12 protein-coding genes are annotated in these 12,242 nt (G+C 67.2%); 8 read left to right on the top strand and 4 right to left on the bottom strand.

The window, feature by feature from the left end; translation table 11 throughout:
• Positions 1–74 precede the first annotated feature (74 nt).
• Positions 75–833: a YebC/PmpR family DNA-binding transcriptional regulator gene (locus AU187_RS10495; protein WP_059166676.1), complete on the top strand. Its 759-nt coding sequence runs from the start codon at positions 75–77 to the stop codon at positions 831–833.
• Positions 834–851: 18 nt separating this feature from the next.
• Here AU187_RS10495 and AU187_RS10490 read toward each other — a convergent pair whose 3' ends face one another.
• Positions 852–2,081: a mechanosensitive ion channel family protein gene (locus tag AU187_RS10490; RefSeq protein WP_059099894.1), complete on the bottom strand. Its 1,230-nt coding sequence runs from the start codon at positions 2,079–2,081 to the stop codon at positions 852–854.
• 161 nt (positions 2,082–2,242) lie between these two features.
• Here AU187_RS10490 and ruvC point away from each other — a divergent pair, with 161 nt between their 5' ends.
• From ruvC to AU187_RS10470, 4 genes are read left to right on the top strand one after another with little or no spacing between them, the layout of a single operon-like run.
• Positions 2,243–2,809 (top strand): crossover junction endodeoxyribonuclease RuvC, encoded by a 567-nt coding sequence (gene ruvC / locus AU187_RS10485; protein WP_059166675.1) that lies wholly within the window; start codon positions 2,243–2,245, stop codon positions 2,807–2,809.
• Positions 2,806–3,393: a Holliday junction branch migration protein RuvA gene (gene ruvA / locus AU187_RS10480; protein WP_059099896.1), complete on the top strand. Its 588-nt coding sequence runs from the start codon at positions 2,806–2,808 to the stop codon at positions 3,391–3,393. Before ruvC ends, ruvA begins: the two co-directional genes overlap by 4 nt.
• Entirely contained in the window at positions 3,390–4,454 is a 1,065-nt protein-coding gene (gene ruvB / locus AU187_RS10475; RefSeq protein ID WP_059099897.1) for a Holliday junction branch migration DNA helicase RuvB, read from the top strand. Before ruvA ends, ruvB begins: the two co-directional genes overlap by 4 nt.
• An 11-nt stretch (positions 4,455–4,465) precedes the next feature.
• Positions 4,466–5,104 (top strand): hypothetical protein, encoded by a 639-nt coding sequence (locus AU187_RS10470; RefSeq protein ID WP_059166674.1) that lies wholly within the window; start codon positions 4,466–4,468, stop codon positions 5,102–5,104.
• 24 nt (positions 5,105–5,128) lie between these two features.
• Here the strand turns inward: AU187_RS10470 and car are convergent, their stop codons facing one another.
• Both car and AU187_RS10460 read right to left on the bottom strand, forming a co-directional pair.
• Positions 5,129–8,659 (bottom strand): carboxylic acid reductase, encoded by a 3,531-nt coding sequence (car, locus tag AU187_RS10465; protein ID WP_059166673.1) that lies wholly within the window; start codon positions 8,657–8,659, stop codon positions 5,129–5,131.
• A gap of 135 nt (positions 8,660–8,794) precedes the next feature.
• The gene (locus AU187_RS10460) at positions 8,795–9,421 is read right to left on the bottom strand and encodes a maleylpyruvate isomerase N-terminal domain-containing protein (protein ID WP_059166672.1); all 627 of its coding nucleotides are present in this window, start codon (positions 9,419–9,421) and stop codon (positions 8,795–8,797) included.
• A 73-nt stretch (positions 9,422–9,494) separates the two neighbouring features.
• Between AU187_RS10460 and AU187_RS10455 the strand changes: the two genes are divergently transcribed.
• Positions 9,495–10,250 (top strand): hypothetical protein, encoded by a 756-nt coding sequence (locus AU187_RS10455; protein ID WP_059166775.1) that lies wholly within the window; start codon positions 9,495–9,497, stop codon positions 10,248–10,250.
• 240 nt (positions 10,251–10,490) lie between these two features.
• Positions 10,491–10,799 (top strand): cytochrome P450 family protein, encoded by a 309-nt coding sequence (locus tag AU187_RS10450; protein WP_059166671.1) that lies wholly within the window; start codon positions 10,491–10,493, stop codon positions 10,797–10,799.
• On the opposite strand, the gene AU187_RS10445 is transcribed toward AU187_RS10450, so the two are convergent.
• Positions 10,796–11,260 (bottom strand): MarR family winged helix-turn-helix transcriptional regulator, encoded by a 465-nt coding sequence (locus tag AU187_RS10445; RefSeq protein ID WP_059166670.1) that lies wholly within the window; start codon positions 11,258–11,260, stop codon positions 10,796–10,798. The genes AU187_RS10450 and AU187_RS10445 overlap by 4 nt on opposite strands.
• 58 nt (positions 11,261–11,318) lie before the next feature.
• On the opposite strand from AU187_RS10445, the gene AU187_RS10440 reads away from it, so the two are divergent.
• Complete coding sequence (locus tag AU187_RS10440) at positions 11,319–12,158, top strand: alpha/beta fold hydrolase (RefSeq protein ID WP_059166669.1); 840 nt, start codon at positions 11,319–11,321, stop codon at positions 12,156–12,158.
• Positions 12,159–12,242 lie beyond the last annotated feature (84 nt).

Genomic DNA, 12,242 nt, shown 5'->3' with positions numbered 1-12,242 from the left:
TCCACGTAGACTCGTCGGGCGGACTCTGCACACGAACTTGGCGCACCAACAGCGCACGGAGAGGTACTACCTGCATGAGCGGCCATTCCAAGTGGGCCACCACCAAGCACAAGAAAGCCGTCATCGATGCCCGCCGCGGCAAGATGTTCGCCAAATTGATCAAAAACGTCGAGGTCGCGGCCCGCGTGGGCGGCGGCGACCCGGCGGGCAACCCCACGCTGTACGACGCGATCCAGAAGGCCAAGAAGTCGTCGGTGCCCAACGACAACATCGAAAGGGCCCGCAAGCGCGGCAGCGGCGAGGAAGCCGGCGGCGCCGAATACCAGAACATCACCTATGAGGGCTACGGCCCCAACGGCGTCGCGGTGCTGATCGAATGCCTCACCGACAACCGCAATCGAGCGGCCGGAGAGGTCCGCGTCGCGATGACCCGCAACGGCGGCAACATGGCCGACCCCGGATCGGTGTCCTACCTGTTCTCCCGCAAGGGCGTCATCACGCTGGAGAAGAACGGCCTCACCGAGGACGATGTGCTGATGGCAGTGCTCGAAGCCGGGGCCGAAGACGTCAACGATCTCGGCGACTCTTTCGAGATCCTCTGCGAGCCAAGTGATCTCGTCGCGGTGCGCACCGCTCTGCAGGACGCCGGCATCGACTACGAGTCGGCCGAGGCCGGTTTCGAGCCGTCGGTCAGCGTGCCGCTGGACGCCGACGGCGCGCGCAAGATCATGAAGCTGGTCGACGCGCTCGAGGATCTCGACGACGTCCAGGACGTCTACACCAACATCGACATCCCCGACGAGGTCGCGGCCGAACTCGACAACGACGACTAGAGGTCGGACAGTCCAGGCTCAGCGGCTGCCGTTGGACCGCACGAGCTCGTCGTCCTCGCACTCGATGGTGTGATCGAACGCCTTGGCGCGTTCCTCGGCTTCGGGACTGCCCGAGAACATCCCCGCCGCGACGCGCTTGGTCTCGCCGGCGACTTCGCGGTCGGTCTGCGCTTCCGGGGCGGGCGCCGCGGGTTCGATGCGCTGGATGGGCACCACGCCGCCGGTGCGCTGCACCCAGTCGACCAGCCCTTCGCGCACCGCGCACTGAAGGTCGAACAGCGCGCCCGCGTTGTGCGCGCTGACGACGATCCGCACTCGCACCACACCGCCGACCGCGTCGGTCACCTGCAACACGCCGCGCCGGCCGTCCCAGAGGTCACTCTCGGCGAGTAGGCGGTCCAACTCGGCGCGCATGTCGTTGAACGGGACGTTGAAATCCACGTCGAACTCCACGGCGCCCATGATCTCGGTCGCGCTGCGGGTCCAGTTCTCGAACGGCTCGGTGGTGAAGTAGGTGGACGGCAGGACCAGCCGGCGTTCGTCCCAGATTCGTACGACGACGTAGGTCAGCGTGATCTCCTCGATGCGGCCCCACCACTGGCCGTTCTCGAGCTGCACGATGTCGCCGACGCGGATTGCGCCGGAGAACGCGATCTGCATACCGGCGAACACCGCGCCCAGCGACGTCTGCGCAGCCAGGCCGGCGACCACCGACAACACCCCCGCGGAGGCGAACACCGTGGTGCCGATGTCGGAGAACGACGGGAACGTCATCAGGATCGCGGCGCCGCCGAGGATGACGACGATGGCGATCGCGAGCCTGCGCAGCACCGTGACCTGTGTCCGGACTCGACGCCAGAGCCGGTCGGCGTCTGAGATCTCCTCACCGCCGCCGCCGTAGCGGGCGATCATGCGCTGCTCGGCGACGCGGACCAGACCTGTGAGCAGCCAAGTGATGGAGGCGATCAGCAGGATCAGCAACCAGTGATCCACCCATCCGCGCCACGAGTCGGCGGTGTCGGAGGTCCGTCGGACCGCGATCGTCGCCGCGAGCACCATCAGCAGCAGGCGCACGGGCTTGCGGGTGAGCACCTCGATGTCCTTGATCAGACCGCTGCGGCGACTGATCCGCGCCATCAGCCAGGTCAACACCACCCCGAAGACGTATACGGCGGCAATTGCTCCGGCCGCCCAGGCCAAGGTGACGGCGATGTTGCTTGCGGTCTGCAGTTCGGTCTCGTCCGGCATGGGGATGCGGTCAACTCCACGAATCGGGGACACGGTCTCTCCGCGACGGTAGCGGCGGGACCGCCCGCCGTCACATCACGATCGGCGAGGGCGTGTCCCTACCGGGCGTCGTCCTCCCGGGCGGCTAAGCTCTCGAACAAGTGTTCACAGAAGGGCATGGCGTGCGGGTGATGGGAGTCGACCCCGGGTTGACGCGCTGCGGGCTGTCCGTCATCGAGGGCGGCAAGGGCCGGCAGGTCATCGCGTTGGACGTCGACGTGGTACGGACCCCGTCGGGCGATCCGCTGCATCGGCGGCTTTTGGTGATCAGCGACACCGTCGAGTACTGGATGGACACGCACAAACCCGACGTGATCGCGATCGAGCGAGTGTTCTCCCAGCAGAACGTCTCGACCGTGATGGGCACCGCGCAAGCCGGCGGCGTCATCGCACTCGCCGCAGCCAGGCGCGACATCGACGTGCATTTCCACACACCGAGCGAGGTCAAGGCGGCGGTCACCGGCAACGGCAACGCCGACAAGGCCCAGGTCACCGCTATGGTGACCAGAATCCTTGCGCTACAGACCAAACCGACACCGGCAGACGCCGCCGATGCGTTGGCGCTGGCGATCTGTCATTGCTGGCGGGCACCGATGATCGCCCGGATGGCGGCGGCAGAGGCGCTCGCCGCCGAACAACAACGCAAGTACAAGGCGACGCTCAAGGCGAAAACGAAGGCGGCACGATGATCGCATCCATCCGCGGTGAGGTTCTCGACATCGCACTCGACCACGTCGTGATCGAAGCGGCCGGGGTGGGCTACAAGGTGATGGCGACCCCGTCGACACTGGCCACGCTGAGGCGCGGCACCGAGGCCCGCCTGATCACCGCGATGATCGTGCGCGAAGACTCCCAGACGCTGTACGGCTTCGCCGATGCCGACGCGCGCGACCTGTTCCTCACGCTGCTCGGGGTTTCCGGCATCGGGCCGAGCATCGCACTGGGGGCGCTGGCGATGTACGACGGCCCCACCCTTCGCCAGGCCATCGGTGACGGCGACATCACTGCGCTGACCCGGATCCCCAAGGTGGGCAAGAAGACCGCCGAATTCATGGCGCTGAGCCTGCGTGACAAAGTCGGCATGAGTACACCGTCGGGCGCCACGACGGTGAACGGGCATTCGGTGCGCGGTCCGGTGGTCGAAGCGCTTGTCGGACTTGGATTTGCGGCCAAGCAGGCCGAGGAGGCCACCGACAAGGTGTTGGCCAACGAGCCCGAAGCCTCTCAGTCGACTGCGTTGCGGGCGGCGTTGTCCATGCTGGGGAACAAATGAGCCGGTTCACCGACGACGACGCCGAGTCCGAGGACCGTGAGGTTTCCCCGGCGCTGACCGTCGGTGAGGGCGACATCGACGCCAGCCTGCGGCCGCGGTCGCTGGGGGAGTTCATCGGCCAGCCGCGGGTCCGGGAGCAGCTGCAGTTGGTCATCGAGGGCGCCAAGAACCGCGGTGGCACACCGGATCACATCCTGTTGTCGGGCCCGCCGGGCCTCGGGAAGACCTCGCTGGCGATGATCATCGCCGCCGAACTCGGGTCGTCGCTGCGGGTCACCTCCGGTCCGGCGTTGGAGCGCGCCGGCGACCTGGCGGCGATGCTGTCGAACCTCGTCGAGCACGATGTGCTGTTCATCGACGAGATCCACCGCATCGCCCGGCCTGCCGAGGAGATGCTCTACCTCGCGATGGAGGACTTCCGTGTCGACGTCGTCGTCGGGAAAGGCCCCGGGGCCACGTCGATTCCGCTCGAGGTCGCGCCGTTCACCCTCGTCGGGGCGACCACCCGGTCCGGTGCGCTGACAGGTCCGCTGCGGGACCGTTTCGGTTTCACCGCTCATATGGACTTCTACGAACCCGCCGAACTCGAGCGGGTGCTGGCGCGCTCGGCGGGGATCCTCGGCATCGAGTTGGGTGCTGATGCGGGGGCCGAGATCGCACGTCGTTCGCGCGGCACACCGCGCATCGCCAACCGACTGCTGCGCCGGGTCCGCGACTACGCAGAGGTGCGCGCGGACGGGGTGATCACCCGCGATATCGCCAAGGCGGCGCTGGAGGTCTACGACGTCGACGAACTCGGGCTGGACCGCCTCGACCGAGCCGTATTGTCCGCGCTGATACGCAGTTTCGGCGGCGGGCCCGTCGGCGTCTCGACGCTGGCGGTCGCGGTCGGCGAAGAGGCGACCACCGTCGAGGAGGTGTGCGAGCCCTTCCTGGTGCGGGCCGGGATGCTCGCACGCACCCCCCGCGGTCGGGTCGCCACCGCGCAGGCGTGGACGCATCTCGGCATGACGCCGCCGAGCGGTGTCGGTGGTCTCGGGCAGGTCGGCCTGTTCGACTGAGGAGGACGGCGATGGGAAGCGGCACGATCAGGCTCGGCGGAATACTCGGCGTTGCCTCCGCAGGCGTCGTGGTACCGGCGTATGTGGCGGGGTCTCCGGAGACGCCGAAAGACGCCAACGGTGTCCAGGCCTATTTCGACGGCGCCCCAACGTTTCTCACCGTCAACGGCACACTGCCGTTGCTGCATCTCCTGTTCGGTCTGCTGTTCCTCGGCGTGCTCGTGGCGATGCTGCGGTCGGCCGCCGGGCCAACGGGCGCGGTGTACACCGCCGCGCTCGGCGGGGCGGTATTCCTGTCCGTGACCGCTGCCGGACTGGCCGCCGAGGTCGCCGTGCCAGCCGCCATCGTGCGGTTCGACGACATGACCGTGACGGCCTACTCCCAACCGTTCCTCGACCTGGCGGTGTGGCTGTACCACTACAGCCATATCGGTTCTGCGGCACTGATATTCGCCACCGCATACATCGTCTGGCGCACTGGCGTGCTGCCGAAGTGGTCGGCGGCGCTGGCGGTGCTGGGCGTGCCGGCGTTGCTGCACACCTGGATCGGCCTGCCGGCCGCGTACAGCGTGATCGCGTGGATTGCGTTGACCGGGCTGTTGATGCTGGCGATACCGCCGGTCGTGCACGTGGAAAGTGTCGGCGCGTAAGGCGCCGCACGCTCGGCGAGCGGTCTACACCAGGCCCAGCAACTGCAGATCGGTGACGTACTTGACGATGACGTCGCGGGTCACGTGCGGAATGTCCTTGTCGGGGCCGATCTTCGCGTCCTGTACCGCCGTCCGGAAGCGCTCGGTCGGCGCGATCGATCCGCGAATCGGCGTTTCCGGCCGCTGATAGTTGTGCAGCAGCGGAAGCAGCGACGCCTGACGTTGCCGTTCCGGCAACGCGCGAATCGCGGTGTCGAACCGGTGCAGCCAGGTGGCGTAATCACCGACGCGTTCGATCCGATATCCCGCGTCGATGAGCCAGTCGACGAACTCGTCGAGCCCGAGACCGTCGTCGTAGGGGTTCATCACGTGATAGGTCTCGAACGCCGCACCGGGTGCATGGCCCACCTGCTCGCCCAGCGTCGAGATGGCCTCGGCGATGAACTCGACCGGCAGCCCGTCGTAGTGCGCCTGCTGCCGGTTCCCATCGCCGTCGACCTCGTAGAACGAGAACGGCGCGATGCCGGTCGCAACCAGGCTGAGAACCAACCGGGTGAACATGTCGGGCAGGTTGAGCTGGCCCGCGTAGGTGGTGTCGGCGAGGATCATGTCGCAGCGGAACACCGACACCGGCAGCCCGCTGAGATCGTGTGCCTCGCGCAGCAGTACCTCGCCTGCCCACTTGCTGTTGGAGTAGCCGTTGGCGTATCCGGTGGTGGGGTTGTCGTCGACCTTGCGCGTCGCGCTGATCACCCGGATGTCGCCGTCCTCGGTGAACTGGCCGGGCGGGATGCCCGCGCCCACTCCAATCGTCGAGACGTAGACGAACGGCTTGATCTTCGTGGTGAGCGCCAGCCGGATGAGCTCGGCGGTGCCGACGACGTTGGGGCCGAACAGTTGGCTGTAGGGCAGCACGTGGTTGACCAACGCGGCCGGGTCGACGATCAGGTCGACGGTGTCGGCCAGCCGTTGCCAGGTGTGCCGATCCAGGCCGAGGTCGGCCTCGCCCTTGTCGCCGGCGACGACCTCGAGGTGCTCGACGGCCAATTCACGGTAGTGACGGAGTAATTCGGGATCACCCGAGTCGAACGTGTCGTCCAACCGTGCGCGTGCCGACGCGTCGTCCTTAGCCCGAACCAGGCAGATGACCTTGCCGTCGACCAGCTCCATCCGCTCGAGCCATTCGAGGGCCAGATACCGGCCGAGGAAACCCGTCGCGCCGGTCAGCAGCACCGTGCGCACCTCGGAGGCCGGACCCGGCAACGACGGTGCCGCCGCGAGCGTCTCCGCGTCGACGAACTTGTCCAGCGTGAGGTCGCCGGCGCGCGCTTCGACGGTGTCGCGCCCGTGCACCGATGCGAACGTCGGGCGCACGGAGCCGCGCCGGGCCGCCTCGACGTAGTTCGCCAGCGCCGTCAGGTCGTTCGCAGGGCTGACGATGACGCCGACCGGCACGTCGATGTCGTAGATCTCGGTCAGCAGATTGCCGAAGGTCAACGCCGACAGCGAATCACCGCCCAGGTCGGTGAAATGCGCATCGGGTTGCACGTCGGCTGCCGCGGCGCCGAGGAGCGCACCTGCGGCGCGGCTGACCGTCTCGATGACGGGTCGGTCGGCGCCGTGAAGGCGCAGGTCGCGCAATTCGCTGGCCTGGGTGTCGGCCAGCTGGCTGTAGAGCTGTTCGAGCCGCTCGCCGTAGCGCTCCTTCAGCTTCGGGCGCGCGAGCTTGCGAATACCGGTCAGCAGACCGTTCTCGAGCGTGAACGGCGTTGTCTCCACGATGAAGTCGCGCGGGATCTCATAGGACTGCAGTCCCGCGGTCCGGGCCACGTCCTGCAGGGATTCGGTGATCGCGCTCTTCAGCGAGTCGTCGCCATGGCGGGCGAGAGCATCCTCGGTCGGCACGATCACCGCGAGCAGGTACGAGCGAGCGCTGTTGCCGTAGACGAAGATCTGGCGAACAAGCGGGCTGGTGCCGAACGCCGCTTCGAGTTTGGACACCGTGACGAACTCGCCCTGCGACAGTTTGAGCACGTTGTTGCGCCGGTCGAGGTAGGTCAGGCGGTCCGGGCCCAATTCCGCGACGACATCACCGGTCCGGTAGTACCCGTCGGCGTCGAACACCTCCGCAGTGGTCTCCGGGCGCTTGTAGTAGCCCGGGAACATCGTCTCGGACTTGATCAGCAATTCGCCTCGCGGATAAGGCCGATCGGTGCGGAAGTAACCGAGGTCCGGGACATCGGCGAGCTTGTAGTCGATGACCGGCGGCCGGGCCACCTGCCCGTCGACGAAAACCGCGCCGGCTTCGGTCGATCCGTAGCCGTCGGTCAGGTGCAAGTCGAGCAGCGATTCGACGAACGCCGTCATCTCCGCCGAGATCGGCGCGGAGCCCGTCATCGCGGAAACGAACCGACCGCCGAGCAGGTTCTGGCGTAGATCGGCCAGGACTTCGGTCTCGGCGGCGCCGCGGTCGACGCCGGCGGCGGTTCGGCGGTCGACCTCGCTTTGAAACTGTTGAAAGATCATGTCCCAGACCCGCGGAACGAAGTTCAATTGGGTGGGCCGCACCAACGCGAGGTCATCCAACAACGTCGAAAGATCGCTCCTGGCAACGAAATAACCGATGCCGCCGGCGCCCAACGTCGCGTACAGGATGCCGCGGCCCATCATGTGACTCATCGGCATGAAGTTCAACGTGATCGACGGAAGCGCTTCTCCGGCCCCCCACGTGGCCATGCTCGACCGACGCCAGGAGTCCGCCACCATCTTGGCCGGGTACATCGCGCCCTTCGGCGTTCCTGTGCTGCCCGAGGTGTAGATCAGCAGCGCGAGGTCGTCGTCGCCGAAGTCGAACGGAGTCGGAGTCGGCAGTGCCCGGCCGCGAGCGAGCGTGTCGACCAACGTCTCGACCACGACGTCGGTTTCGGCCAACCGCGATCGCGCGGCCGCAAGTGCGTCGCGGTGGTCATCGAGCTCTGCGTGATAGTCGAACACCATCAGTCGCTGCGGGAGGTGGCCGGTGAGCATCACCTCGACGGCGTCGTCGAGGAGGTCGACGCTCGAGGCGATCACGACGGGCTCGGTTTCGGCGGCGACGGGCCGGAGTTGTCCGACCGGCGCACTGGTCTGCAGGGGCACCGAAACCGCGCCGACACGCAGCAGCGCCATGTCGATGGTGGTGTAGTCGATGCTGGTGAAGCCGAGGATGGCGACCCGATCACCAGGCTGGACGCCGTTGTGCGTCAGCGCGGCGGCGACGGCGTCGACGCGGTCGGACAGTTCGCGATAGGTGATGGTGTCGAACCGCGAAAGCAGTTGCGCAGATGTCCTACCGGTATCGGCGTCGGTGACGAACTCGAGCGCGCGTTGTCCGAGCGCGGGCCGGTCGGCGTAGGCGTCGAAGATCGTGTGGAGAACACGGGGGAGGGTCAGGTCTGACGCTTCGATCGCGTGGGCGATGTGTTCGTTCGGTTGGGCGGCGGCGAACTGGGGATCGCTGGCGAACAGGTGGGAGATGCGGCGGGCCAACCTGGTTTCACGAATATCAGAAGTCATCACGGAAATCTTTCGAAGAGCACGGATATGAGGGGCGCGCCGTTGCGTCCACCAATTACATCGTTAGTAAAACTAATTGTATTCCTGGTGCCCGTCCGCCATGCGACCGGCCTTGGGGTGCGGCGTAGCGCCTGGTCAGCGGATCGCCGGGACGGCCGCCTCCGGGGCTGAGCGACCAGCGAGCACGTCGACAGCGGCCGTGGGATCCGGCACGGCGATCAGCAAGTCCCGCGTCGCCGTCACCGCTTCGGTGGACGGTTCGACCCCGCCGACCGCGTCGGCAAGGTCGAGCAGGTGCACCGTCGCCTCCATCAAGGCGGTCTCGGCGACGACCGCCAACGTGGTGCTGCCGACGAACGGATACGCGATCGCGATGTCGGCCGGCATCGGGGTGGCGCGCAGGAGCCGCGCGCATTCGGTGAACCGGTCGGCGGCGGCCTGCGGGGTCAGGGCTGCGGCTCGCGACACGGCCGACTCGGCGAGGCTCTCGGCGTTCGTGTTGGCCACCCCGCCGGGCTCGTTGAAGCGGCGCAACAGGACTGCCGCATCGGTGACCGCGGCGGGCCCTCCGATGACCGCGTCGGCGAACCGGTCGAACATGGCCGGCTCGGGAGTGACGTGGGCGAGCAGCGCCGCAACGTCCCAGCCGTCGCAGCGGGTCGGTGTCGCCCACTCCTGCGCCGTCAGTTGCGCGCACCGGCGTGCCCAGCGGTCCCACGCGTCGGCCAAAACGCAGCGGGCTGTGTCACCGTCGAGTCGCATAGGGCCAAACGTAGCCAAACACCGGTTACGGGGCCGTCAACGTGGGTAATCAGCCAGCGACCTAGGAGGCATGATGACCGATACGCGTGTACGGCCGCGGGGTGGGCGGATGCGGATGCCGCGCAGCCGCGGGGCCATGAGCGGTTTCCTGTTGATTCTGTTGGGCGCGTGGGGTGCGCTGGCTCCATTCGTCGGCCCGCTGTTCAATTTCGCGTTCAGCCCGGATCAGGCGTGGACGTGGACGACCGGGCGTGGCTGGCTGGAGGTGCTGCCGGGCGTGGTGACCGTGCTGGGCGGATTGCTGCTGCTCATGTCGCGTAACCGCGCGACGGCGATGCTGGGCGGCTGGCTGGCCGTCGCGGGCGGCGCGTGGTTCATCATCGGCCGTGCCCTGGCCGGACCGCTGGGGATCGGCGATGCGGGTGTGCCTGTCGCCGCGACCGAAGGTAAAGAGGTCGCGCTCGAGCTGACGTACTTCTACGGGCTCGGCGCGCTGATCGTCTTCCTCGGCGCGGCCGCGCTGGGGCGGATCTCGGTGCGCAGCGTTCGTGACGTCGAGTGGGCGGACCGTCCGGTGACTGCGGGCGCGGTCGCCGAGCAGCCGGCTCACACCGGCGCCGAACCTGCTCCCGTTGTCGGTGAGCCCGCGATGGCAGAGCAACGCACGACGTCTACGGACCAACCCGTGGCGGCTGCACAGCCTGCGATGGCCGAGCAGCGGACCGAGGTCGTCGGCCCCACGGCTGACACCACGCCGCCGCGCCGCCGCAGCCTGCTGGACAGGTTCCGCAGCGGTGGTGGGAGCCGCGGCCGCTTCGCACACCGGTAACTGCCTGTATCAGACGCACAGTGCCCCGACGCGCGCCGTGTTCGGGGCACTGTGCGTCTCGTCGTGTCCGGGTTCGGGTGACGTAGGTCCCAAGTCGTCGCCCGTGCGACGAGTCTCACCGGGTCGCTGTGATCTGCATGACTGAACGAGTCCTGCACAGAAGCTAGCCTGGCTATGTAACCGCACCCGTATCGGTGGCGCCGATAAACCGACTTTTCACTTATTGCTTAGGAGACCCGGATGGCCGAGAGGCGTGGCATCACTGATTCCATTGCTGCACGCCAACATTCGGCAACTGCGGTGTGTGAGGCACTCGGCTTCCCTGAAGAGGACTGGCCGATGTTCGCGCGGTGGGCCGCGGGTCCGATGACGCCGCACGACGAAGAAGCGCTGTACCAGTACGTCGATGTGATGATCGCCGACCGCTGCTGGAAGCCGACCGACGATCTCCTTTCGCACCTGATCGACCTCGAGGTAGACGGCGTCGAACTCACCGCCGACGACATCCACCGCTTCGTCGCCACGCTGGTGGGCGCCGCCACCTTCTAGCGCCGGGCATCTTCGGGGTTGAGTCCGTCCAACAGGCGTTGCATCGTCTGGCACATCTGAGCGAAATTCCGTTCACCGACGACGTCCGCCCAGCGCGCTTCGATGTCGGCGACGCGGGCGCCGGCGTCGGCCATGAGAGCTTGTCCGCGTTTGGTCAGATCGATCAGCTTGGCCCGGCCGTCCGCGGGATCCGGCGCTCGGGTGAGGTAGCCCAGCGACTCGAGGTCGTTGACGAGCTCCGAGGTCGCAGCAAGGCTCAGCTGGGCGCGATCGGCGAGTTCGGTGAGCCGGATGCCGCCCGTCCGGATATTGCCGAAGATCGCCAAGTGTGGCTCGCGTACATCGCCGTAGCCGGCCTCGGCGCGGGGGGCCGCCAGATCGTCGCGAAACTCCCGCAGCAGACGGAGGAGTAGTTGTCCGACCGCTTGACGGCCTGGCGTCTGATGCCTTGACGAAGCCATGGCCACCGAGGATACTACGGTAACCGAAGTTTCGGTTTCCGAAGTAATCGAGGGCCCAATGACCGCCTCCAGCCCGAATTTCGTCAGCACCGACCTCTGCCGGCTACACGTTCGTCGCACGGGAGCGGGGCCGCCGGTTGTGTTGTGGCACAGCCTCTTCGTCGACTCGCGGTCTTGGGGTGCCCTGGTGGACACACTCGCCCGCGACCGAACCGTCTACACGATCGACGGTCCGTCCCACGGCAAGAGTGAGGCCGTCCGGCGCGACTTCGCCTTTGAAGAAGTCGTCGCCGCAGCAGAGCAGGCATTGGATCGTCTCGGCATCACGGAGCCCGTGGACTGGGTGGGCAACGCGTGGGGTGGGCACATCGGTATCTGGCTCGCCGCCGCGGACAAGCCGCGGTTGCGCACGCTCACGACGATCGGGACGCCGGTACGGGGGTTCACCATGGCGGAGAAGCTCACGAAGGGTTGGCCGCTCGTCGAGATCTACCGGTTTGCCGGACCCAACGGCTTCATCATGAAGCAGCTGTCGGACTCGCTGCTCGGCGCCGAATCCGTGGCAGGTCATCCGGAACACGCACGGGTGACGATGGCGGCATTCCGAGATGCCGACCGCAGCGGTATGTATCACGCGATGCGGTCGATGATGCTCAAGCGCGCCGGCGTGGAAGGCCTACTGGCCGACGTCAAGGTCCCCACGCTGGTGATGTCGGTGCGCGAGGACGTGATGGGTTGGCGCCCCGAGGAGGCCCGCCGAACGTGCACCGCCATCCCGGACTGCCGCGTCGAGGAGGTCGCAGGCACCGGACATGTGTCTCCGTTGCTGGTCGACCGCGACCGAATCGTCCAGTTACTGAGTGATTTGTGGAGTCGCACCGGCGGTCAGCGCCGTTAGGACTCCGCAAATCGCGATGGCTCGGGAGGGCGGGCCCATCGGCGCGGACACGCGCAATGGCACACTGGTCAGTTATGGGCGCGC

The organism is Mycobacterium sp. IS-1556 (genome assembly GCF_001499985.1).
Taxonomy (GTDB): Bacteria; Actinomycetota; Actinomycetes; order Mycobacteriales; family Mycobacteriaceae; genus Mycobacterium.
This window is presented reverse-complemented; position numbering and strand designations above follow the sequence as displayed.